This window comes from Bacteroidota bacterium, assembly GCA_041658205.1.
Taxonomy (GTDB): Bacteria; Bacteroidota; Ignavibacteria; order UBA10030; family UBA8401; genus UBA8401.
The window spans coordinates 670517-696547 of sequence record JBBAAO010000001.1 but is presented as its reverse complement, the minus strand read 5'-3'; the positions used below and the strand labels follow the sequence as shown (position 1 = coordinate 696547).

Genomic DNA, 26031 nt, shown 5'->3' with positions numbered 1-26031 from the left:
AGGAAGTAAAAAGTAATCTGAACAGTTTTTTTGACGTCCACATTATAACTTTTGCCTTTTTACTTTCAGCTTTTTAATTTGGCCTTTATTTTTTCTCTTATCTTCTTCGGCAGCTTCTTTACTACTTCGTCATACGAATGATCGATCAGTTCATACACAAGTTTTTCCGGTATGGAACCATCCGCATCGACAGTATTCCACCATTTTTTATTCATGTGATAACCAGGCTGTATGGCTGGGTATCGCTCCCTTAATTCCACTGCCCGTTCGGGATCGCATTTAAGATTCATGGAAAGAGGTAGTTCATTGAGATTGGTCAGAAGGAACATTTTCCCAAAAATTTTGAAGACAAGTGTTTCTTCATCGAATGGAAATTCCTCCGTGATTTTCCCTTGTTTTTGCAAACAATAATTGCGGACTGATTCAAGGTGGATCAAATTGCATCTCCACGCAATTGCCGAATTCGTTTGCGAGCTTCTTCAACAAAAAGTGAAAAAGGATATTTCACCAAGATCTCTTCGTATGCGGCAATGGCTTTTTGTGTATCCAAAAGATTGAATTGATACACTTCGCCGATTTTAAAATACGTCCTGTCTTTCTCTATGCTCTCTTTGTAATCTACAAGCAATTTTTGATATGCCGCAAGAGCATCCGGAAACTTCTTTAACTTCACGGAATATTCAGCTTTCTTCAAAAGCGCATCATCCGCCAAAGGCGCAGTTGGATAAAGATTGATGATTGAAGTATACTCCAATACCGCTTCGCTTAATTTGTCCTGACGGGCAAGTAATTCTGCATGGGAGAATTGCTTCAACGCTTCAACAAATTGGAACATATTTTCCGTCACGAAATATTGCAAGATCAATGCATCGTTGGATTCATCCGCTTTCAAATTTTCGGTAAGAGGTTTCAGAATAGCAAGTGTGCTGTCGAAATTCTTCCCAAAAAACTGAATCTCAGCGAGTCGAAATTGGGCAAATGACCGTTGATCTTGATTAGCATATGGCGAAACACTCATCGTTTGAAATTTTTTCACAGCAACATTCAAATTATTTTGTGCAATATAAATATCCCCAATTGTCGATAGCACCGTCGGCACCATTGGCCCAGCCGGGGAAATAGTCAATACCGAATCGAAGATCTGCAGCGCACCATCGAGGTCGAACATATGCTTATAACGAATCCAGCCGATGCGATAAAGGGAATTTGCACCAATATTCGTAAAGGGGTATTCTTTCACCAGTGATGCAAAAAGATTGATAGCACCGGAAAAATGCGGCTGAGTTTCGAGAGATGAAATATTCTTCTGTTCGGTTTCCGTGAATGACTGTCCGCGTTGGCTCAATTCCTCAATACACCGTGCATATCCAAATCGGGCTGATGGCGCAAACGGTGCCTTTGAACCGGATTTTATTGCTTGTTGATACGCTGTTGCAGCAAGAGTGAATTCATTCTCTTTAAAGATTCGTTCAGCAAATGCAAATAATTCCTGACCGTTGGAGTTGACCAATTCTTCCAGCGTTTGAGTTACTGTCAACGCATCGTTGTAGCGGTTTCCTTCCATATATAACCACATTTGAAGACGAAGCAACGGGATTGTCCTTTTTTTTTGCACTTCCTGTTCCACAACAACTGTAATTGCTTTTAGACCTTCTGGTCGTGCAACTGCCGATGCAAATCGTGATTGAACAAAATCAAATTGCTGTTCGTTTTGTTGCAGCATTTGCAAATATTCCCGGGTCATATTTGCATAGTCCATCATAAACGAATAAAGATAGCCGAGTTCATTGGAAAAAATGTACGGATCTCCGATATCCCTTCTGCCGCGAAGATATGTTGCAATCGCTTTATCGAACAAACGCTGATTCACTTGTTCATTGGCTACCGCCCGATAACACATCTGATTCTTATTGGCAAAACTCACTACTACACTCCATACTGAGTCCGCTTGCTGCTCTTTTCCAGCGACCGAGTAAAGACTGCCGATATTTGCCTGTAAATTGAAATCAAACGGCATCAACCGTAAACGGCGAAAGCTTAATTGTATTGCGTAATCGTATCGTTTTAACTGTACTTGCATCCGGCGTACTGATTCAAAATAGATATAGTTGTTCGTATCGGATCGAAAGAGATCAGAATACATTTGCAATGCACGTTCGTAATCAGCCTGTTGTTCAAAAGCCTGCGCCAATCGAAATATGTTCTGACTCTGATCCTGCTGAGAAAACAGTGAACAGGCAGATAGTGCAATGATGAATATGGAGAGAAACAATTTTGTCATGTAAGAATATAAGAATTTGATCGAGTGAATACCAAAAATAAAAAAGGCGCAATATGTGCGCCTTAAAAGAATGTATGTCATGATGTGAGTTCATTCAAACCATGATAAGATCTCATATTTTCCCGTTGAAGGAAAGTTATCGGGTGAATCATTACTAAATCGTTCATCAAAGTGAAGACTCAAATTGTATCCTTTGCGGGCAGAACCTGATGCGCCATTCGAGGTTCCATAAAGTTTTTCAACCATCATTCCGCCAAAAATACTTAACACTCCTGCCGGACGAGATGTTCCATTCTGAACTGCCAGACCGCCTTTATAACTATATAATGTTCCTTGTACATCAAATTGTGTTGCTCCGTTATCGGCAATAGTAATATCGCCATTACTCACAATTCCAAGCATATCGTTGGATTCCGGATTCGTTTTTGGATTATCTTTCATCACTATACTATTGGTAATAATTGTTGTTCCACCGACTGTTCCGGAGGAACGGAGTGATGCTAATGTTACTCGTCCATCAACCGTTCCCTCCACATAAAGCGTTCCTTTATCAATTGCAATTATTCCATTATGCGCAAAACTAGAAAGTGCAACGGTAGTATATGGATCAGAGACAGAAGTTTTCCAACTCACTGTTCCATCGGTATTAAACTTTAGATATAAACTCCCGCCGACTTGGCTTCTCCCATCACTCGTTGCCGCATCCATAATAGTATTGTAACTCGTAAGACTCGGCATAGTAACACTTACGCCTGATTCAAAACCACCAAGAAATTGCGGAGTCGCCGGTGAACCTGACTTTGTTAGTCCTGTATTTGATGTTGCTTTACCCAAAAAAACAGGAGAACCAAATGTTTTCAATTTCCCTTGTGTGTGGCTCGGTCCACCGATTGTATCACCAGTTTCCCAGGCAGCGGCTGATGCACTTGTTCCGCCATAATATGCAAATTTTGAAAAACTACTCGGCTTCATAATGATTGTTACTGTTTGCGATATATCACCATACGTTGCAGTTGAGACGATTTCTTTTTTCCCACCGCTTAAATTAGTTACTGTAGCGCTAAATATTCCACCGTTATAATCAACAGATGAATAACCGGCTGTCCACGATCCATCCGCCCAAACTTGTGAGCAGACCAAATTTGCTGCTGATACGGCAATTGCATATCGCTGAGTATTTTCGTAATAGTCTAATGAGTTATCCAATGCTTGAATACCCACATTGGACATATTTTTCCCAGTCAACAGGAACATTGCACTCACACCGATGACCATAAAAATAGATGTTCTTCCCATACGTTACCTTATCGATTCCTTAAATTTTTTGCGACTAAACGAACCTGACGCCAATATGCAGTCTGGTACGGTCTGTCGAAGTTTGCCAAATTTACATTTAAAGTATCAGAAGCCGCTAAATTTTCAACCTGTATCGTAATTTGCATAAATTGAATCAATCTGCAATTGGAAACTGGTGATGGTAATGTATCTTTGAATGCATCTAAATATTTTAACTCAAACTGTGTAATACCAAGATTCACTCCAATCGGATCTGCATTATTTTCCACTCGATATAATAATCTGTCCCTAGTATTTGGAGTTGCACTCGCTTCACTCGTTGGACCTACATAGTATGTCATTGAATCAAGATTGCCATCTCCTTTTGGGTATAAATCCGTCGGAAAATCTGTATAAAATATTATTTTGGATGAATCAGCATATCGTATTGCTAGAGAAGGATCGGAAATTTTTGTGGGGTCTTGGCAATAACCGATCTTTTTAAAATCATATTCAAGTAGTTTAGTAACTTCAACAAGATTTTGTTGCACCAGTAAATCTCCTTGGTACATTTGTAAGTTTTCAGCCACACCCATATTGATACGCAATACGATAATCAGCAAACTGCCGAATACCATTGTTGAAGCGATTAAATCAAGAATCGTTTGCGAGCCCATACTTTAACTACGTTAGATTATCGAAATGACCAATAACTAAATATTTGTTCGAAACGCAGCGTATCAGGTCGTGCCGGTGATACTGAATAATCAACCAAATAATCACTCGTTATATTTACAACTACTTGTTTACTAAAACCTTTTGTGGTCGTTGATACGATATCGGACCCTGAAACAGCAACGTAAGAAACAGTTACTCTCGTTTGAAAGATTGCAGAATGTTCCAACGAGTCTATCGTTATATAGTTATTATAATCGTCTATATCATCGTATGTATTTACCGATGTTTCTCCACCATCTCTACCAAGCGATATCGAGTTTGTTAAACTTGATGCTTGTAAAGCAGTAAGAGATGTATCGACTGTCTTTTCATCAAACGCAAGCGCCGAAACTTGCTCAAGCATAGATGTACCAAGCGATGTACCCGTAATGCGATATTCCGCCATATCTTTGGTAAAGCCGACATCAAGCGTACTGGTGTTGATAGAAAGAATTATTCTTCCCATCAGCATTAACGCCATGATCGTTAACATTGTTTGACCTAGTCCCATACCATCTTACTCTTTTTTTAATATTACTATAAAGTAACAAAAATTTATTGATACAAAACACATTTAAATAAAAAAATGTATTAGAAAATCATAATATTTTTTTCACGGATTTAGAATACACCAAAATAACTTTTACACAATGTTACTGTATTCATCTTCAACTTCTATAATCTGTAACGACTAGTGAGAACAGATGCAAAGTTGATGATCAATTGTTGATAATTTCCACAATTTTGACAGATAAAAAACACGTTTGATTAAACAAACATCTCTCAATTACTTATACTCTCTTTCTTACTCAAATTGGAGGCCTATCTTAGATTTTTTTTTATGGTCAGTCGTTCATTTGAAGTGAATTTTCGTTGAATTTTATCCCATATATCCTATCCGTTGAATCAATTGCTTCCCAGCGGCACATTAAGTATTTTACAATACATTAAATTATATTTGAGATTATCGATTGCAAAAACGTATCGCTATCCTAGGTTCCACAGGTTCCATTGGCCAACAAACATTAGAAGTCATTTCGCATTTCCCAAAAGAATTTGTAGCGTCATATCTTACCGTCAACAATAATACCAACGTATTACTAGAGCAAATTCAGCGATTTAAGCCAAAAGGCGTTGTTATTATTGACAAAAAAATTGGCAAGGAAATAAAAAAGATTGTTCCGAGTTCGGTTGAAGTTCTTTTCGGAGAAGAAAGTCTGCTGGAGATCGTTCAACGCGATGATGTGGATATTGTTGTGAGCGCACTTGTAGGATTTGCCGGTTTACGTCCAACGATTAAGGCAATTGAGGCGAAAAAGAAAATTGCACTTGCCAACAAAGAAACGTTAGTGGTTGCCGGGGAGATTATTATGCCGTTGGTAGAACGATATAAAGTCGATCTGCTTCCGGTTGACAGTGAACACTCCGCAATCTTTCAATGCCTCGTGGGAGAACTCCCAAACAAGGTGAATAAAATCATCCTTACCGCTTCCGGCGGGCCATTTAGAACTACATCAAAAGAAGAGTTACGGAGTGTTACTCGTGAGGAAGCATTAAAACATCCAAATTGGACGATGGGAAGTAAAATCACGATCGATTCCGCAACATTGATGAATAAAGGCTTAGAGGTGATTGAAGCTCATTGGCTTTTTGGTATGCCGGCTGAAAAAATTGAAGTCGTCGTCCATCCGCAGTCTATTATCCATTCAATGGTGGAATTTGTTGATGGTTCCATAAAAGCACAACTTGGCATTCCTGATATGAAATTACCGATTCAATATGCGCTCACCTATCCGTCACGGTCTATCTCAAAATTCCCTCGCATACACTTCCCAACATTGAGCGAAATGACATTCTTCGAACCGGATCATGATAAATTCCCCTGTCTTCAATTGGCGTATGATGCACTAAAAGAAGGTGGAACAATACCGGCTGTGATGAACGCTGCAAATGAAGTGGCAGTTGCTCAATTTTTGAACAATAAAATAGCATTCCTGGATATACCAAAGATGATTTGCGCAGCGATGGAAAAACATTCAAATGTGGCGAACCCTTCGCTTGAAGAAGTTGTTGAAGCAGATAGGGAAACGAGAAACATTTTACAATAATCACAAAGGCACCTAACGTAATGGAAACGATCAGCACAATAGTTTATTTTTTAATCACCATTGGCATTCTTGTTTTCGTCCATGAACTTGGGCACTTTCTTGCAGCTATTGCCTGCGGCATGAGAGCAGATGTGTTTGCACTCGGTATGGGTAATAGAGTGTTCGGTTGGAACAAGATCACGAAATTCACTTTTGGCAAATTAAAAGATGACCTTGATCTTTACGGCAATACCGATTACCGAGTCTCAGCATTTCCCATCGGTGGATATGTGAAGATCGCAGGAATGATCGACGAAAGTTTAGACACCGAAATGCAAAAAACCGAACCGCAGCCGTGGGAATATCGCTCCAAACCTGTCTGGCAGAGAATGATTGTTATTTCTGCCGGCGTGATCATGAACATTCTTTTAGCAATTGGAATCTTTTGGGGAATAAACTATGTGCAGGGTGAATCGTTCATGCAGACGAACGAGGTCGGCATTGTCATTAACGATTCCCCCGCAGCAAAAGTCGGATTGCAAGCCGGTGATAAGATCATCTCCATCAACGAGAAACCAATGGAATACTGGGAAGCAATCCAAACTTCCATCTATTTTGATTTTCTTGGGAACGATATTTCAATGGAGATTGAACGTGCAGGTAGCCGTCGAACTATTTCCATTTCTCGCAACGATATCCCAGATGTTTCCCAAATGACCTTCGGTATTTTTCCTAACAATACGGAAGCATTAATTAATGAAGTCATGCCTGGCAAGCCGGCAGACAAAGCAGGACTACTCTCCGATGATATTATTGTGTCCATCAACGGATCTCCGGTCTACAATCAGGAACATGTCATAAAAATCATCAGTGGAAATTCGGAAAAAGAAGTAGCAATGATTGTAAAACGAAATAATGAATTGAAAACAATTTTGGTGACACCATCGTCCGAAGGACGTATCGGCATTTCGGTAGGAAGCAGATATAATGGACCGATCCTGACCAGACAATATGGATTGTTTGAGTCCTTTCCTCGCGGCGTACGACAAACGATTAGCGCTACGACATTGTATGCTCATTCCATCTGGCAATTGATTGTCGGAAAAGTTGAGTTCACAAAATCGGTCGGCGGCCCCGTGAAGATTGCGCAAATGGCAACACGGAGCGCAGAGAGCGGCATCATCAGTTTTCTGGCTTTCACTGCACTGCTCAGTATCAGTCTTGCTGTGATGAATATACTTCCCTTTCCGGCCCTGGATGGTGGACATTTGATTGTTCTTATTTATGAGGCAATCGCTCGAAAACCGTTGCCGAACATAGTACAAATCAGAATTCAACAGGCCGGAATGGCGATTCTTCTTGCATTCATGGTTTTTGTCTTATACAACGACATTTTTGGTTAGCAGTCATAGGTGACTATTGAATTTTCAACTCTTCATTCTGCATAAGGAAATATTAAATTAATCGAGAATACAGTTAGTGATGATTAACACAATGAATTTGAGAAAATCATCTATTTTGCAACAAGCATTATAGGAGAACAACAATGAAAAAGATTTTAACACCGTTTGCACTGATCATCTGTTTATTCTCGATCAGTTCTAGTCAGTCGGTTACCGTCGAACCCATCATCACAGATGCAGACATTATTAATGCATCAGTTCTTGTTGATCCTTTTGCTGAAAAAATAAAAGATATTGCTCCGACGACATTTTCTTTACGATTTATTAATGCCAATCCAAGCAACCTCGTCAAAATCACAATGATTTTTGAAGCCTATGTTACACTGGAAGAAGACAGACAAAAAGTAAGGATCGCTTATGGAAAGACTAAGCCATTTTTAGTGTCAGGTGCTTATCGGGAATTTACAAGCAAAGATGCTGACAATCCTAGTTCCGATATTGATTTCCTGGAGCAGGATATCAATGAAAGTATGAAATCGAAATTGAAGGATAAGGTTATTGATCCATCTAGCGGAGGACGAGTACCTTCGGGTTTGTATGAAATTTCAATTCGCGTAAAAGTGGATTCAATTAACGGTCAAGTCCCGACGAACGAATCCCCCATACCTCAAATTGACCGTTCTATAAATATTACAAATCCTACTTCAACTGTGCTGGATGTGCCGTTTACAAATGGATATATTTATCCTACACCGTTTCCGCAATTCCAATGGACATACGATACCCGGACAATTATGCTTTCTGTCTACGAACTCCGTCCGGAACATCAATCGTTGGAGGATGCAATTACCGCTTCAGATCCGTATCTGCAGGTTAAGATTGACCGTCGGCTTTCTGGAAATCTCAGTTCATTCACCTATCCTCAAAGCGTTGCCAGCCGTCCGGGAGTAGAATACCTTCGCGGACCAAGACAGCTTGAGCGCGGGAGAATGTATGTCATCGTTTTGGATGGAATTGCTACGGCATTCGGATTTGATGTAGAACCTATTCGCACAATACGATCGTTTGCAATTGCCGATCCTCAAGGACAGGTAGTGATCAATATTTTACAAACAACGTTCGGGGGAAGCGAATTTCAAAACGTGTTCAATGTCATTCAAGATCTCAATCTTCAATTAAATGTTAACGGCATTACGTTAAATGGCGTAGCACTGAGCGCGCAGGATCTTCAAAAATTGTTGCTCGAAAAAAAGGATAAAATCATCTCAGTCCGTTTTGAAGACTAAGGGGGATGAAAGGAAAAATTATGAAGCAGACTATCTCCATATTCACTATTCTCTTCCTCTCTTGCGTGGTCGTTGGGTTGTCACCGGCACAGAAGAAAAAAGCGGTGGCGACAATCTTTAAACCGGTTGGCGTTGTTGATTACAAAACGGGAGAAAAGGATTGGACAAAAGCGAAAGCTGCCACCCCGCTCACAACGGGTGACGTTATACGAACGCAAGAAAATTCTTTTGCGATCGTAAAATTCCTAGAGAACTCTATTATCCGTGTTCAAGAAAAATCAGAAGTAACCATTAGCGGAGAAATTGAAAAGGGTCAATTCTCAAAGAATGTCTATTTACAGCGAGGCGAAGTTGGATTTCAGGTGAAGAAACGCCCTAACGAAAAATTCGAATTCTCCACACCAACATCTGTTGCTTCTATCCGAGGTACTGCTGGATTGCTGATTGCCGGACAAGATAGCAACGATGTACTTATTCTTGGGACCGGGAATATTGATTTTAAGAACCTTATTTCAAATACAATCCTCAATGTAAAAGCAGGACAGACGGCATATTCGATGTCGGACGGATCAATTAAAGTTGAGGAATCTTCAAAAGAAGACCGACGTCTGATGAATCAGGGAACAACTGACAGCACAAAATCCGAAGGAAGCAATCAAGGGGGGACAACTACTCCCGATTCGTCAACTTCATCGGCTGGAATTACACTTGGTTTAGCAATAAATGCTTCTGTTGGAAAAGAGAATCAAGATCTTGTGGTATCCGTTGAATTGACACAGGCCTCTATTACACTCGATTCGTTGAAAAAATCAACGACTGATCTCACATTGTATTATCGGCCAAAACAGGATCAAGTGTTCAAGTTTCTGAAGACACAATTCAACGAACGGGTAACAAAATTCACAATCCCGGCTGCCGATGTATTTGCGCCAAGTATTTCTGTCTATGCTGTCTTAAGACTAAAAGACGGATCGGAGTTCAGCGCACCAGCGGCATCTCCGGAAACAAATCCTCTTAGCTTACCTATCCAAGCCGGACAAAAAAATGAATTAAAGGTACCGTTTACTGATCCGACCGGTAAACGAAAAACGATGATTATCGAATTTAAATAACACATCATTTACATGTTTTGAATGTCCGACACAACACCGGTGTCGGACATTTTTTTTACCCAATTTCAATCCCTACGCTTGCAACTCTTTCACACATTTGATAGATTGCAAGCGATTTCTTTTCCCAACCAATTATTCTCAATGAAATCTATCTCTCGCTTCTTTCTTTTTTTCCTTTTGTGCACGTTGCCGCTTGCGGCTCAGATTAATACATATCTTAAAGGAATTCGTCCATTAACTGTCGTTGAACGTCAGCCAATCTCCCTTTCAGTGGAATTGCAGCAATCATCTGAACTTTCGCGAATCGTCCTGTATTATCGCCAGTTTGGCCAGTCGGAATTCCGTTCTCAGGAAATGCAGATGATGCGTGATTCAGCAGTTGCAGAGATTCCATCGGCGGATGTTATGGCACCGTTTATTGAAATTTACATTGTTGCCACAACACAGAATGGTATTGTGGAATCATTTCCTTTGGAGAATCCGCAGGTGAATCCGACAAGGATCACGGTAAGTCCTATCACCGAAAGTGAACCTGAGATCATCATTTTGAGTCCGGATGAGGGCGAACAAGTGAAAGAAGGCGAAACATACATTTCCATCTCGTTTGTGTATGCTGATACAACGATCGATAAATCGAAAACGAAGATCCAATTGAATGGTATCGACCTTTCGGGAAGCATGGTCTTGTATGATGATCTGTTAATTGTTCCAAGCGATGCAATTCCGGCAGCAGCGATTAGCGGCGGTGCTAATCTTTCTATTACAACATTCGATATGAGTGGAAAAGAGCTTTCAACAGTAAGACGCGGATTCGCGGTTGTAACTGAACAACAAGCAGAAGAGATTGAAAGTGCATTCCAAGGAAACGGAAATGCTCAAGCCGAATCGCGCAATGAAAGTATCAAAGGAACTAAAAAAACATATAACCGATTGGATGCCCGTGCTTATGGATCATATGCCAAATTCCTTCGCACAAATGCCCAATTGACTATTACATCGGAAGAAAAACCGGAAAACCAGCCGCAGAATAGATATTATTTAGGAATCGATGCTCGATATGCAAAGCTCGGACTCGGAGATGCCTATCCAAAATATCCCTACTCTATAATGGATGGCAGGAGAGTACGCGGTTATACGCTTGACCTTCTGTTGGGCGGATTTAACATGAATGTAGCGAACGGCGAACTTCTTCGACGGGTCGATTTCAACGGAACGCCATCAACACTGAAACGAGATATGATGATTGTTCGTCCAAGTTTTGGCAAAGGAGAAAAGTTCCAGTGGGGCTTCACCTACATGAAAGCAAAAGATGCATTCGATGCAACGAAAACAATCGTAGTTCGTCCGCAAGAAAGTGTTGTCTTTGGTTCGGATATTTTAATAGCACTCGATGACCGGAGAATTGAATTGACAGCACAAACGGCGGTCAGTTTAAATAATGTGGATATCTCAGTTCCGGAATTCAATAAAGACAGCATTGATGCCGCAATTAAAAAAGGGACATTTTCGCAGAGCGACGGTGATCAATTGAAGAAATTCCTCCCGATTTTAAAATTGTTCATCACGCCAAACGAAAACCTTATTCCAATCAACCCCGTCGGCGGAACGTCACTCGTGTATGAATCCGGATTATCGTTTAATTATTTTGGCAATTACATTAAAGCATCGTACGTTTTTCATGGAAAAGATTATAATTCTGCCAGTGCAACATCGCTTCGAAAAGATATTAAGGGATTTAATGTCATCGACCGGTTGCGGCTTTTTGATAATAGACTATTCTTAACTGGTAGCTTTGAAAAATTAACGAACAACACCGCTAATGTTGAAATTGCCACCACAACATATAAGACGATCAACACGGCTATCTCTTTTTATCCCGCCCGTGATTTTCCGAATGTTACTTTGGGTTATGGATTAAATACCAATTCCAATCCGCTGAATCCTAAACCAGTTGATTCAACAAGTATTTCACAGCAAATTGCCTTAAGAGCGGTGAACGATAAAACGACGAGATATTTTCTTCAAAGTTCTTATGATTTCTCCTATTGGGGTCGGCACACTGCATCCGTAAATCTTGATATATCGGACAAGAACGACTTAACGCCAAAAGAGCAGGATGTTTCAACATTCAATATTTTGACATTGATCAGCACTGTTCACGATCCGAAATTGGAAAGTACTATCGGCTTATCGTTTAGTAATTTAAACTTTCCGCAGGTAGATTCATTGGGAGTGCTCTCACAATCTTCACTTTCATATCAAACGGTATCACTGAGCGGACGGTATAAAATTTACGAAGATATCTTACGACTCAGCGCCACATTTGCACCGACATTTGGCGATCTTGCACGAACAGTTTTTGAAACAAGCATACAATATAATATCACTCAGCGACAAATCACCGTGTTGCAATATCAATTTATTGCAAATTCTTCTTCTGCACTTTCAACAACAGCAACCTCTAAGAATGATTCGTATATCAGTCTGTTGTATCGTATAGATTTTTGATATGTCTTCCTCTCAATCGGAACAGCGGCTGCACACTTGGTTAAATCGTTTCTTTGTTAGCACGGGGATCGCACTCATCGTTATCCTCTTTGTACAAGATCCAATCTTTCATTTTGGTTTCTTTGAGAGGACTTCCCTCACTTTTCTTGATCGAGCATTCCAAAAAAGAGGCGCCCTTCCTTTTCCCAAGGAATCGCTTGATGTTATCATCGTCTCAATATCGGACAAAACGGAAACATCCGTGCCAGACAGATTTCCATTCCCGCGCAGTTATTATGCCCGCGCAATCCGCAATCTGAATCGTGCCGGGGTGAAAGCAATCGGCATCGATCTTACATTTGAACAGACCGATCTCAATGGCCCTCATCATGATGATGAATTATATAAGACAATCCAGCAATACAAAAATGTTGTGGTAGCGGGCAAAACGGAGATTCGAGATGAAGGGGTAACGGTTACACGTGAGGATGAAAATTTTCATTCAATTTTTTATTCCGCTGATAGCGCAGTCGGAAGTGTATTCGTCCCAAACGATGTTGACGGGGTATATCGTCGTTACATGCCGTTTGCTAAAATGCCAAATCAGGAACGATATATTCCCTCCTTTGCTTTTGCCGTCTTAAACAAAGCAATCGACTTACGCTCCACAGCATATGCGGAAAACACAAACGGTCATTTTATCATTGGAAATCATCTCGTGCCAAAGTTCGATGATATTTCTATGTTGATCAATTATTACGGATATGCCGGGAATACATTTCGCAAGTACGATATCGTTGATATTCTTGACGACTCTACATTCGAAACAATTGAAGAACGTGAATTTCATGTTCAATTAAATGGATTCGACGACCCGGATATTGGAGTGTTGCACAATGGCATATTTAAAGAAAAAATCGTTTTAATCGGTCCGTATTTTGCCGAGTCAAAAGATCTGTTCAATGTTTCGGTATCGGAACCGGGAGCAAGTGAGCGAAACCAAATGTACGGCGTTGAACTTCACGCCAATGCATTACAGACACTGATCCATCAAAATTATCTTGTAAAACTTTCGGTATGGAATGAAACGTTCCTCATTATTTTCCTTTCCATGCTCACATTCGCGGCAGTGACATGGCTGAAACTGATTAAAACACGATATGCATTTATTATAGAAATTGTTGCCGTGCTTGTTGTTGCAGGATTTATCGACCTCATTCTTACTCTTTTCTATTATTCATTTTCGCATCACAACTTGGTGCTTCCGGTTGTTTCTCCGATTTCCGCGGTAATCCTGAACTATGTTGGAAGTGCTGTTTACCAATATCTGACTGAACGAAAACAGAAAACGATGATTAAAGGAATGTTCAGTCAATATCTGAACCCTTCTGTTGTGAATGAATTAATAGCGCATCCGGAAAAATTGCGGCTTGGCGGCGAGAAAAAAGAATTGACCGTTTTCTTCTCCGATATTGCTTCGTTCACTAATTTCTCGGAAAAGCTGGATGCAGTGGATCTTGTTGGAATTCTGAATGAATATTTGAGTGCGATGACAGACATTATTCTGAAGAATGACGGAACGCTTGATAAGTATGTCGGCGATGCGGTGATGGCAGTGTGGGGAGCTCCAATGCAGCTGCCGAACAATGCCATGAATGCCTGCCGTGCTGCACTTCAAATGCAGGAAAAGGTGAAAGAAATTGCTGCGCGATGGGAACATGAAGGGAAACCGAAGCTTGTCGTCCGTATGGGAGTGAATACCGATTTTATGGTCGTCGGAAACGTCGGCGGATCCAGCAGATTTGATTACACGGTAATCGGGGACGCAGTGAATCTCGGTTCGCGCATGGAAGGTGCCAATAAAACATACGGCACTCGAATGATGATCAGTGAACGGACTCAGGAACTGGTAAAGGACGAGCTATTTTGCCGTGAGCTTGATTATCTGATTGTGAAAGGAAAGACGAAACCAATTCGAGTATATGAACTAGTCGGAGAAATAAAAAACATTTCTGTAAAGACAAAGGAATTAATTGAAATCTACAATCGAGGTCTGATATTTTACCGGGAGCGTAAGTTCAAAAAAGCGATCGAGGAATTTCTTTCGGCTCTCAAGATCAATTCAGACGACGGCCCTTCACAACTCTATCTGCTTCGTTCTCAGGCATATCTTAAAAAACCGCCACCAAAAGATTGGAACGGCGTGTTTGAATTAAAAACCAAATAATTTATGAACGGTGAACGTGCATCACCGTTCATAAATCTTTGTTGCAAACAAATATAGCTCTTCCGTTAAAGAATCAAATTCTACATTCTGTTGTTCCTGTATCAATTCAATTTCCATGAACCTGTTCTGCTTCTTAAAGAGAAGAACACGTCTCAACAATCCCTTTTCCGAATACGCATAGGACGTAAAGTTTCGTTTCACATCGACCATTTCGGGCACTCGTGTAACACGGTAATCCGGATCGTTTTCCGGAAGTTTAGCGCGTAGTGAAATCGTTGCAATCAGATTCATATCTTCTTTTAGCAGACTTTTTTGCGTTGCAGAATCAGCCAGCAGTTCTCGCAATACCATGGTCGCAGAATAATCCCTATTGACGAGCCACAGTTTGATCTGAGGTTGTTTTGAACGGGATGTAATATCTGCCCAGCCATCCGGTAATAACTGTTTTGCCGCTGATAGCGGTTGTGAAGGTTTTTTTATGGAAGGTGCCGCGTAACGTGGTTCGGGTATTGTTGTACCACAGGAAGAGAGGAATGCACTCGCTATAGCCAATCCTAATGAAATCCTGTATGAACTCGCGAGAAAATTATCAATTTTATTATGCCCTGCAATGAACATTTCGCGACGCTCTTTCGTGATCATGAACGACGCTTTTCCAAAGTACGAAATGTGATCCCTCTTATTCCGCGCCACGACGGTATTTGTCTTCCTGGAGTGTTATTCGTAGAGATATGCGATGTGTATTTCCAAGCTGATCAGCAGCATCAAACTTGGCAAATGAATAGTCAATATCAAGTTTTCGCAAATGAATACCGGCACCGAGCGTTACGTTGCCAATATCATTATATCCGGCCCTTACGGCGACAATATTCTTGTAATCATATTCAATTCCCACTTGAGGATCGAAACTGATAGGACCAAAATGAGCGATAGCAGAAAATCTTCTGTTTTCAAAGCGAACATCCGTTCCAAGAGCGGGAGTACACCTTCCATCAAAAATTTCCACAGTATATGCTGTGCCAAGTTTTAATGTGGGTGAGATTAATTCGTTCGTACCGGTATTCCAAGAAACAAGCGTCGTTGTGGCGTCCTGAAGATTTGCTCCTAGAACAAAATTTTCTGAAACAAGATATTGTGCGCCGATATCAAAACCGATTCCGGTTCCATGAAAACTTCCCGCATTGCGCCGAATCAGTTTTACATTCGCGCCATAGAAAAAATTCTCGGAATATTGTTTTGCATATGTTCCATACACAACCCAATCACTCCAATTGAAGAATGTGATTGATGTGTAATCAGGCCTCATATTTTCATCGTAGAGACTGTTACCGTTACTGTCCGCCCACGCTTTTCGTGTATCAGGAATTCCATCGACGCCAAGACGAATAACACTGATGGCGTATGATTCTGCGTTATACTCCTTCTCCTGTGATTCTAAGTTAATTGAATTCACTCCGGATGGAAAAGCAAAAGCAGCATAGTCATAATTAATGAGATTACCGAAGCGCTCGTCATGAGATATGGCAATCTGGGGATATTCTATTCGAGCAAGTCCTGCCGGATTCCAGTATCCTGCAGTGACGTCGTTTGCCAGTGCTGCATATGCACTTCCGACTCCAAGTGCACGTCCACCAATGCCGATTGCCATAAACTCACCGGAATATTTACCAAATGTCTGGGCAAGCGAAATGATGGGAAGAACTATTACAATGAATATTACAAATCGTGTTTTCATACAACCTCACAGATCCGCGGTAAGCGGATAAAATGAAAAAACCGAATCCCTCTCTTATGCCAACAGATGAGTGAAATTCGGTTGATATTGTTAGAGAAAATAATTGAATGATGCATTATTATTATTGAAAATCTCTAACAAGTGTTCTGTGCTTTTTCTCCTTTGTTCTATTCAAAGATACTGCTTTTTCGTGGAATGTCAAATAGCGTTAACAACATTCAACAGTTGAGTAATCCAGTTATTGATATTTACTCCAGACTACTGCGCTATCACAGTTTTTTTCCGATGTAACTCCACTGAGATTCGCAGCACTAGTTTTCCAGAAAATGGCTTGTCCGGTTTTATATTTTCTTTTTTACAAAAAACCAAATAATCTTCAACAGATTCACGGAACATTTTCTATTTCTTTCAAAGATTTACCTTAAAACGTAATACATCTTTTGTCCCAACTACATCACCTGAAATAGTTTTGCCTCATCGTCAAATAGTATTGATATAGCATCCCTCCGCCTGTTCCATTAAGAAAGATTTTCCAAATCATTAAGGTCTTTATGACGACCGCTTGCTTTTTTATTCAAAAGGAGATGTTTCAGATTTATCATTGATATTTTCACGCCTTCAATGTCAACAATATTCTTTTCCCTGAAGCATTCTTCAAAAGTAACACCGGAAATTGATGTAAATATTTCAATTCTCATTGGGGGTATACCCATACGAACAATTTTATTCTCTTGCATAAAATTTTGGGCAGTATCAGTATCAATCGTAAATCCAAAATCTTTAAGTGCAAGAGAAATTTTTTGCGAGTTGGAAGAATTGATTGCGATCCAGATATCGATATCTCCTGTCACGCGTGGATAACCATAATAACCGACAGCATACCCGCCGATAAGGAGATATTCAGCTTTATGGAAATTTAGCAAACGTAAGAATTCTTTGAAGTCGTTTGGAAGTTGCTGCATAGCCAAAATTCCTTTGGCGAAGAGTTTCGACCATGAGTAATCGGTCTTCGGGTGTTTGTTTCAACCAATATTCCTTCTCATCGGATTCATCATGAAGAGAAGCAGTCGATACTTTTGTTTTGTCTATGTGGTTCAAAGTATCCATATGTTTTTAAAGATCAGAATTTATTATTTGAATTGCAAACACTACATTAATGCATCTTTGAGCAATTCTTCCTGTTCCATTTGATGACGTTTGAATGAACCGGTCGCGGTGCTTCCTGAACCCGCGCGTCCTGCATAACGGACTTTTTGTAGCGACAACACATCTTCGCGTAGTCTATCAGCAAGGAAATGCCATGCTCCCATATTTTTTGACTCTTCCTGCAGCCAAACAATATCATTTGCATTTTTATATTTCGCGAAGATTCCCTTCAATTCCTGCTGCGGATATGGGTAAAACTGTTCAACACGGACTAAGGCGACATTGTCAATCTTGTTTTCGCGCTGCATCTGCAAAGCATCATAATAAACTTTTGCGGAACATAACACGACCCTCTGAACTTTTTCCGGAAATGCTTGTGCGTCATCTATTACAAGATTGAATTTTCCGTCGCTAAATTCTGTCGGAGAAGAAATAACCAGCGGATGACGCAAGAGACTTTTTGGAGTCATCATGATAAGCGGTTTCCGCTTCGCATCGCGCATCTGTCGGCGAAGCACATGAAAGTACTGCGCCGGGGTTGAAACGTTACAGACTGCCATATTTTCTTCAGCACACAGCTGGAGATACCGTTCTAATCGCGCACTGGAGTGCTCCGGTCCCTGACCTTCATATCCGTGCGGCAACAAAAGAACAAGATCACACGGCTGCTGCCATTTTGCTTCGGAGGCGGCAATGAACTGATCGATAATCACTTGAGCACCGTTTGCAAAATCTCCGAATTGTGCCTCCCATATAACAAGCGACAACGGATCGGAGACGCTGTATCCAAATTCAAATCCCAGAATTGCATATTCGGAAAGCAAGCTATCAAAGACATACACTTTCCCTTGTCCATCACGGATATGTTGAAGTGGAACGTACTCCTCTGCTGAATTAGCATCATACAAAATCGCATGCCGATGGCTGAACGTACCACGACCAACATCTTCACCACTCAATCGGACATCGTTTCCTTCGTGGACCAATGTACCAAATGCCAATGCTTCAGCAAATCCCCAATCAATTTTTGTTTCACTGTTGAAATTGCGGCGCTGCTCCAGCATTTTTACCAATTTTGAATTGACGGTAAAGTTATCGGGAACAGTGCCGAGTCTTTCTGAGACTTCACGCAATGTAGCAAAGGAAACTTTAGTTTCTTTAAATGGCTGCATTGCCTCCAATTGTTCCTGTGTAACGGCAAGTGCGATCTCCGCCTTCATATGCATCTCACGTCTGTGAGAAGCTTCATGCGCGCGTTCGTATCGCTCTTTGGAATCATGCTGTATCTGTTCGTATTCTTCGCGTGTCATCTCCTTATCCAAGATGAGTCTTTCACCGTAGATTTGATGAACAGTCGGATGCGATTTAATTTTTTTATAAAGCAATGGCTGCGTGTAGCTTGGTTCGTCCCCTTCGTTATGCCCGTATTTACGGAAGCAGAACATATCAATCACAACATCTTTCTTGAATTGATTACGGTAGGCAATTGCCAGCGAAGCAACACGGGCGCATGCCTCAGGATTATCGCCGTTCACATGGAAGATCGGCGATTGGACCATCTTTGCAACGTCTGTACAATATGGTGTGGAGCGTGCATCATCCGGTGATGTTGTAAAACCGATTTGATTGTTGATGATGATATGGATTGTTCCACCCGTGCGATATCCTTTCAATTGCGATAGGTTCAACGTTTCAGCAACAATCCCTTGTCCCGCAAATGCTGCATCGCCGTGAACAAGAATTGGAATAGCTTTTTCCCGTTCTGAATCACCTACACGATCCTGCATGGCGCGAACCATTCCTTCAACCACAGGATTCACTGCTTCTAAGTGACTGGGATTCGGTGCGACTTCAACCGTAATCTCTTTGCCATTTAATGTCTTATGAATACCGTGTGCACCAAGATGATATTTCACATCTCCCGAACCTTGAATTGTTTTTGGATCGACATTTCCTTCAAATTCCGAAAAAATCTTTGCGAGCGATTTACCGATGGTATTGGCAAGGACATTCAGTCGTCCGCGATGTGCCATACCAATCACCGCCCGTTCTCCGCCATAATCCGCTAATTCGTCCAGCACAACATCAAGAATAGTCATAAACGATTCCGCTCCCTCTAATGAGAAGCGTTTATGTCCGATAAATTTTGTGTGAATATAATTTTCGAATCCTTCGGCGTGGATCAGCTTTTTCAATAATTGAATCTTCCGTTCACGCGGCAGCGGCGGACGGTTTCTTGATGGCTCCATCTTTTGAATAAGCCATTTCTTCTGTTCAGGATCTTGAATATTCATGAACTCAACGCCGATGGATCCACAATACGTAGCGTAGAGAATATCCAGAATTTCACGCAGCGTTGCTTTTGAATATCCTTCTTTATTCGAGAAAAGGAATTCACGATCAAGATCCCACACGGTCAATCCGTAGTAATTCGGATCGAGTTCAGGATGATTTTTCGGTTCATCAACAAGCGGATCAAGATGGGCGATCAAATGCCCGCGAACACGATACGCATTAACCAATTGTTGAACCCGCGCCTGTTTTTCGATGATCTCTTGATTTGAACCTCCGCCCAATCCAATAGACGTTACATCGCTGGACCATTTTACTGATGTGAACGGGATATGTAAATCAGCATAGAGATCATCATAAAATTTTTCGTCACCGTTCAAGAGCGTGTGAATGTATTGTAAGAATTGTCCTGACTCTGCCCCTTGAATAACGCGGTGATCGTAGGTGCAGGTAATATTCATAACTTTACTGACGCCGAGCGCAGAAAGTGTTTGCGGAGACATTCCCTGATGCGCGGCATCGTATCCAATAGCTCCGGTTGCAATGATAGAGCCTTGACCCGGCATTAGCCGAGGAGTGGATGAAACGGTGCCCACCGTTCCGGGATTAGTCAATGTAATGGAGGTCGATTGAAAATCTGAAGGATCAAGTGCTGATTTGCGTGCTTTTTCAATAATGGAATCGTATGCAGAAAGAAACTCTGCAAAATTCATCTTCTCAGCATCTTTAATATTTGGAACAAGAAGCGAACGCGTTCCATCTTTTCTTGTCATATCAACGGCAATACCGATATTGATCTGAGTTTTTTCATCGCGGTATGCTAGCCCTTCTACACGCGCAAATGATGCGTTGATATTCGGATACTTCTTTAACGCTTTTACGATGGCCCATGCAACAATGTGCGTATAGGATACTTTCCCGCGTGAACGTGAGCCAAGATATTTGTTCAATAATGATCGATTTTCATCCAGCACTTTCACCGGAACGATGCGCAACGACGTTGCGGTTGGCAACGTGAGAGACGCTTCCATATTATCCACAATTTTTCCTGCCACTCCACTGATCGCAGAAAGTTGTTTCTGCACTGCTGCAAGTGTCGGCTGAGTCTTAGGCTGTTGTTTCGGTTGAGCTTGAACTGTTTGATGAGTTGAAGGTGCGGCAGCAGGTTCACTATGAATAACAGAAGATTTTTTTGATGCTGATTTTTTGGGAAGGTCAACTGATCCTGAAGCGACCACTTCTGCAAACAATTGCTGCCACGTTTCATTCACAGAATTAGGATCATCGATATATTGCTGCAATACATCCCATACGTAACTTGTATTGGGGCCGAATGATTCTAAGACTTGCTCAAATTTTTCTGAAATACTATTTGCGGACATACAGACTTTCTACAATTACATTTTTGAACTGATTGTGGAGTAAAATATACGATTTTTAACGTATTAACGAAAGATGCTCATTTCCATAAAAAAAAGCACAATTGCGTGATACAAATTGTGCTTCTGGGAATCACTTTGGGAACAACTTTTTATTTTCTGCTATGCCAATAATACGGGCGCCGTTTTTGATGCGCAACGGATAAAATTCGGACAGAGTCACCGACAATAGAATACATAATGCTGTAAGGAAAATTACGAATGACTTTTTTACGGATTACATTCAAAATTTGAGGTGATGCTTCAGGAAATTGTTGAATAAATTTAGTAGCTCTTTCAACTTCAGCAAGGAATGTTAACCCTAATCCTTTTACTTTCGATTCATAAAAATCTATGGCGTCATTCAACTCTGACTCAACTAATTCGTGAATTGAAACCGAACGTATCATCGGATTCTATCACGAATATTTTTAAACACGGCTGATGCGGGTTTTGATTTTGCCTTCCCTATTACGAGAGCATGATGCCTTTTCAATGATTCTTCGGCCCATAATGTTTCATTTTCACTCTCAGAAAGGTCTTCCAAACTTGACAAAAGAATTCCTGCCAACTTAGCTCGCTCACTGGCATCCAATTTTAATAGATGTTTTTCAATGCTCTGAACAGTCATGTATGTATCATCCTCCTGCTCGAAATTACGAAAACTATACTTCGGATGCCAATTGGCTTTTGACGCTCAAGAAAATCTAAAAATACACCAACGAGTGTTCACCCATCATGAAAGTGGTGGATAACATCAGCTAACTACGCATCAGCTTCTTATACCGAATACGATGCGGCTGGCTGGCATCAATTCCAAGCCTCTTCTTGCGGAATTCTTCGTATTCCGAATAATTGCCGTCAAACCACTGAACCTGACTCTCCCCTTCAAACGCCAAAATATGCGTAGCAACACGATCTAAGAACCAGCGATCATGGGAGATGACCACGGCACAACCGGCAAATTCGGCCAATGCTTCTTCCAACGCACGAAGTGTATTCACATCAAGATCATTCGTTGGTTCGTCAAGCAGCAGAACATTCGCTTCCTGTTTCATTGTCTTTGCAAGATGAACACGATTTCGCTCACCGCCGGAAAGCTGTCCGACCAATTTTTGCTGATCGCCGCCGGTAAAATTGAATCGAGCGACATATGCGCGCGAGTTTACTTCGCGTGTTCCGAATCGAAGAATTTCTTCTCCTCCGGAGATCTCTTCCCAGATATTTTTATTTGGATCAAGTGGACGATTCTGATCAACATAGGCAAGTTTTACTGTTTCACCAATAATAATTTTCCCGGCATCCGGCTTTTCTTGACCGGTAATCATCCTAAAGAGAGTTGTTTTTCCCGCACCGTTCGGTCCGATAACACCAATGATACCTCCCGGAGGAAGGACAAAATTCATATTTTCATAGAGAAGATTATCTCCGTATGATTTCGCAACTCCTTCTGCTGTGATTACGACATCACCCAGACGAGGTCCTTTCGGAATAAAAATTTCTATCTCTTCATTTCGTTTCTCATGTTCTTCTGACAACATCTGTTCATAGGATGAAATACGTGCTTTGCTTTTTGCATGGCGTCCTTTTGGATTCATCCTCACCCATTCCAACTCTTTTTTCAACACTTTCTGTCGTTTGGATTCTTGTTTCTCTTCCACTTCAAGACGTTTCGATTTTTGTTCCAGCCACGAAGAATAATTTCCTTCAAACGGAATTCCTTCGCCGCGATCAAGTTCCAATATCCATCCAGCTACATTATCCAAAAAATATCGATCATGCGTTACGGCAAGAACGGTCCCTTTGTACTGCGCTAAATGTTGTTCTAACCATGCTACCGATTCCGCATCAAGATGGTTTGTCGGTTCATCCAGAAGCAATACGTCCGGTTCCTGTAACAATAATCTACATAACGCAACACGACGACGTTCGCCTCCGGAAAGCACTTTTACAGATGCATCTCCGGATGGGCAACGCAATGCATCCATCGCCTGTTCCAGTTTGCTGTCCAAATCCCATGCACCGATCTGATCAATCTTTTCTTGCAACGATCCTTGCTTTTCCAATAGTTTATCAAAATCAGCATCAGGTTCTGCAAATTTTGCATTGATCGCTTCATATTCCTTAAGAAGATTCACGGTATCCTGAACGCCTTCTTCAACAATTTCCTTTACCGTTTTATTCGGATCAAGTTCCGGTTCCTGCGAAAGATATCCAAACGTAATCCCCTTTTGTGATTGGATCGTACCGAGATAATCAGTATCGACACCTGCAATAATTTTTAACAACGTGGATTTACCGGCACCGTTCAATCCCAGCACACCTATCTTGGCACCATAATAAAATGATAAATAAATATCTTTTAAAACCTGTTTATTCGGCTTGTGTACTTTGCCAACACCAACCATCGAAAAAATAATCTTCGTATCGCTCAAAAGTTTTCCTTTCTAACTGCCCTCATGTAGATGAAAATATAAAAATAGCTTATGAATATACCGAAAAAATAAGTGAAATCGAACCAATTTCGTGTATATGACTCTTTCCATTCAACAACAAAAATATTCCTTCTCATCTGTTTATTGTTGTCTTACAACGCTTCCTTGACATCTGTATTTCACGGTATGAGATTCAGCACACGTTATCTTGCTTCTCTTACATCTGTTGTGTATTTTCTGCAAGTATATTACTTCACTTTTCCACTATTGACCATGGAACAATCACTTCTTACAGTAGAAAATCTTCGTTTCAATTCCGCGTTCAAGTATGTGGCAGATATGAACTTGAATGCCATCCTGAAAATGTGCAAGGAGGAGAAATTTGCACCGAATACACAAATCTTTCAGGAAAATACGCGCGGTGAGCGCCTTTATTTTGTTCTGGACGGCAGAATAAAGATCTCCAAAGTGACAAAGTATGGTGCTGAAACAGTATTGGCGTACTTGACCAAAGGTGATTTCTTCGGCGAGATGGAATTATTAGACGACCAGGTTCGATCAGCCCGCACCACAGCAGTCGAACAGACGACATGCGCTAGTATCAGCAAGCAGGATTTCGACAATATGTTGAAGTCAAACAACATTATTCAGTTGAACATCTTGAAGAGCGTTACAAAAAGATTGCGAAGTGCTGATCAGACAATTGTGAACGAACTCGACCGCACAGTAGAAATCTCCAAACAGCATATCAGTAAGTTAAATATGCTGATTGACGCAGCAAAGACTATCAACTCCTCTCTCGACTTAGAGAAACTTCTCGATATCATTTTAGAAACAGCAATAAAATCGATCACTGCAGACCGCGGAACGCTTTATGTTGTTGATGAACTCAAAGGAGAAATTTGGTCCAAAGCATTACGCGGAAGTGAAGTGATTGAAATCCGTCTGCCGTTAGGAAAAGGACTGGCTGGATATGTTGCAAAGACCGGCGAAATTGTCAACATACCGGATGCGTACAATGATCCGCGATTTAATCCTGAAGTCGATAAAAAATCGGGATATCGAACGAACAATATGCTGACGATGCCAATGCGAAACCGCGACGGCAAAACGATCGGTGTGTTCCAAATGTTAAATAAAAAGGGGGGACCGTTTACCCCTTCCGATGAAGAGTTCCTGAATGCTCTCTCCATCCATGCTTCCGTTGCGATTGAAAATGCGCGTCTTGCACAGGAGATGGTACAAAGCGAACGACTTTCAGCGGTGGGTAGAATGGCTAGCACCATCATCCATGATATTAAGAATCCGATGGGAACCTTGCGCGTGTATGCGCAGGTGATGAAAAAGAAAGGTGGAAACGAGGAAGTTTCGAAACTTGCTGACGAAATGATTCATCAAGTAGATCGTTTTGTTAACATGGCTCAAGAAATTCTCGATTTCAGCAAGGGAGTCAGCTCGACGAATATTGAAGAAGTGCAGTTTGAAGATGTGATGGAAGGTGTTTTAATGTTCATTGAAAAAGATTTGACCAAAAATAACATCAAACTGGAAAAGAAATTAAGTTTTAGAGGGAAAGTAAAGCTCGATCAGGATAAGATGGTGCGCGTATTTTATAACATCGCCAGCAATGCACGCGATGCAATGCCTCAGGGAGGCTCGTTAACAGCCGTGACCGAAGATATTGGCGGAATGGTGAAGATCGAATTTATCGATTCGGGAACAGGTATGCCTGAAGAAGTCAAACGGAGAATCTTTGAACCATTTGTTACTTATGGAAAAAAGCATGGAACTGGTCTCGGAATGTCCATCGTGAAAAAAGTGGTTGACGATCATAAAGGAAAGATCGAAATTGAAAGCGAAATGGGAAAGGGAACAACCATCCGCATTATGCTGCCGTCGATGCAGGCGTAAGATTTAGAATTAGCTGACCGTCACTTTGAAAGTGACTGCCAGATTAAAAATAAAAAACCAAAAACCCGAGTGATGAACTCGGGTTTTCTACTTTAAACAAATGTTTTCAATGGATCTTTACAAGAGAGGTCCCATTGTCGCAACGTCTATAAAGTGGCTTCGTTTTTTTTTGCAGAACGGATGGTCAATCCCTCTTGCCAGATACTAGCCCACCAAAAA

At 41.1% G+C, this 26031-nt stretch carries 19 protein-coding genes; 7 read left to right on the top strand and 12 right to left on the bottom strand.

Annotated features, from left to right (window positions below; translation table 11 throughout):
* Window positions 1-65: 65 nt before the first annotated feature.
* From WDA22_02815 to WDA22_02795, 5 genes are all read right to left on the bottom strand, one after another.
* Window positions 66-434: an MmcQ/YjbR family DNA-binding protein gene (locus WDA22_02815; GenBank protein ID MFA5832387.1), complete on the bottom strand. Its 369-nt coding sequence runs from the start codon at window positions 432-434 to the stop codon at window positions 66-68.
* A complete protein-coding gene (locus tag WDA22_02810) occupies window positions 434-2281 on the bottom strand; it encodes a tetratricopeptide repeat protein (protein MFA5832386.1) in 1848 nt (615 codons plus the stop codon). Before WDA22_02810 ends, WDA22_02815 begins: the two co-directional genes overlap by 1 nt.
* 90 nt (window positions 2282-2371) lie before the next feature.
* Window positions 2372-3577: a hypothetical protein gene (locus WDA22_02805; protein ID MFA5832385.1), complete on the bottom strand. Its 1206-nt coding sequence runs from the start codon at window positions 3575-3577 to the stop codon at window positions 2372-2374.
* Window positions 3578-3585: 8 nt separating this feature from the next.
* Window positions 3586-4233 carry a hypothetical protein gene (locus WDA22_02800; protein ID MFA5832384.1) on the bottom strand — a complete coding sequence of 216 codons (648 nt, stop codon included), beginning with the start codon at window positions 4231-4233 and terminating at the stop codon, window positions 3586-3588.
* A gap of 17 nt (window positions 4234-4250) precedes the next feature.
* A complete protein-coding gene (locus tag WDA22_02795) occupies window positions 4251-4784 on the bottom strand; it encodes a hypothetical protein (GenBank protein ID MFA5832383.1) in 534 nt (177 codons plus the stop codon).
* A 460-nt stretch (window positions 4785-5244) separates the two neighbouring features.
* On the opposite strand from WDA22_02795, the gene WDA22_02790 reads away from it, so the two are divergent.
* From WDA22_02790 to WDA22_02765, 6 genes are all read left to right on the top strand, one after another.
* Complete coding sequence (locus tag WDA22_02790; protein MFA5832382.1) at window positions 5245-6381, top strand: 1-deoxy-D-xylulose-5-phosphate reductoisomerase; 1137 nt, start codon at window positions 5245-5247, stop codon at window positions 6379-6381.
* 20 nt (window positions 6382-6401) lie between these two features.
* Window positions 6402-7763, top strand: coding sequence for an RIP metalloprotease RseP (gene rseP, locus WDA22_02785; GenBank protein MFA5832381.1), 1362 nt, complete (start codon window positions 6402-6404; stop codon window positions 7761-7763).
* A 143-nt stretch (window positions 7764-7906) separates the two neighbouring features.
* Window positions 7907-9049: a hypothetical protein gene (locus WDA22_02780; protein ID MFA5832380.1), complete on the top strand. Its 1143-nt coding sequence runs from the start codon at window positions 7907-7909 to the stop codon at window positions 9047-9049.
* 20 nt (window positions 9050-9069) lie between these two features.
* Window positions 9070-10161 carry a FecR family protein gene (locus WDA22_02775; protein MFA5832379.1) on the top strand — a complete coding sequence of 364 codons (1092 nt, stop codon included), beginning with the start codon at window positions 9070-9072 and terminating at the stop codon, window positions 10159-10161.
* Window positions 10162-10302: 141 nt separating this feature from the next.
* Window positions 10303-12669 (top strand): hypothetical protein, encoded by a 2367-nt coding sequence (locus WDA22_02770; protein ID MFA5832378.1) that lies wholly within the window; start codon window positions 10303-10305, stop codon window positions 12667-12669.
* 1 nt (window position 12670) lies between these two features.
* Window positions 12671-14875 (top strand): CHASE2 domain-containing protein, encoded by a 2205-nt coding sequence (locus tag WDA22_02765; GenBank protein ID MFA5832377.1) that lies wholly within the window; start codon window positions 12671-12673, stop codon window positions 14873-14875.
* Between the two features lie 21 nt (window positions 14876-14896).
* Here WDA22_02765 and WDA22_02760 read toward each other — a convergent pair whose 3' ends face one another.
* The 7 genes from WDA22_02760 to ettA all read right to left on the bottom strand — a co-directional run bounded on the left by WDA22_02760 (window position 14897) and on the right by ettA (window position 23901).
* Window positions 14897-15517, bottom strand: a complete 621-nt coding sequence (locus tag WDA22_02760) for a hypothetical protein (GenBank protein MFA5832376.1) — start codon at window positions 15515-15517, stop codon at window positions 14897-14899.
* 37 nt (window positions 15518-15554) lie between these two features.
* Complete coding sequence (locus WDA22_02755; protein MFA5832375.1) at window positions 15555-16610, bottom strand: PorV/PorQ family protein; 1056 nt, start codon at window positions 16608-16610, stop codon at window positions 15555-15557.
* Between the two features lie 518 nt (window positions 16611-17128).
* On the bottom strand, window positions 17129-17572 hold the full coding sequence (locus WDA22_02750; protein ID MFA5832374.1) for a nucleotidyltransferase: 444 nt from the start codon (window positions 17570-17572) through the stop codon (window positions 17129-17131).
* Between the two features lie 186 nt (window positions 17573-17758).
* On the bottom strand, window positions 17759-21430 hold the full coding sequence (locus WDA22_02745) for a multifunctional oxoglutarate decarboxylase/oxoglutarate dehydrogenase thiamine pyrophosphate-binding subunit/dihydrolipoyllysine-residue succinyltransferase subunit (protein MFA5832373.1): 3672 nt from the start codon (window positions 21428-21430) through the stop codon (window positions 17759-17761).
* A 149-nt stretch (window positions 21431-21579) separates the two neighbouring features.
* A complete protein-coding gene (locus WDA22_02740; protein MFA5832372.1) occupies window positions 21580-21876 on the bottom strand; it encodes a type II toxin-antitoxin system RelE/ParE family toxin in 297 nt (98 codons plus the stop codon).
* Window positions 21873-22097 (bottom strand): addiction module protein, encoded by a 225-nt coding sequence (locus WDA22_02735; GenBank protein MFA5832371.1) that lies wholly within the window; start codon window positions 22095-22097, stop codon window positions 21873-21875. Before WDA22_02735 ends, WDA22_02740 begins: the two co-directional genes overlap by 4 nt.
* Before the next feature lie 130 nt (window positions 22098-22227).
* Window positions 22228-23901: an energy-dependent translational throttle protein EttA gene (ettA, locus tag WDA22_02730; protein ID MFA5832370.1), complete on the bottom strand. Its 1674-nt coding sequence runs from the start codon at window positions 23899-23901 to the stop codon at window positions 22228-22230.
* 186 nt (window positions 23902-24087) lie between these two features.
* Here ettA and WDA22_02725 point away from each other — a divergent pair, with 186 nt between their 5' ends.
* Window positions 24088-25812 carry an ATP-binding protein gene (locus tag WDA22_02725; protein MFA5832369.1) on the top strand — a complete coding sequence of 575 codons (1725 nt, stop codon included), beginning with the start codon at window positions 24088-24090 and terminating at the stop codon, window positions 25810-25812.
* The last annotated feature ends 219 nt before the right edge of the window (window positions 25813-26031 follow it).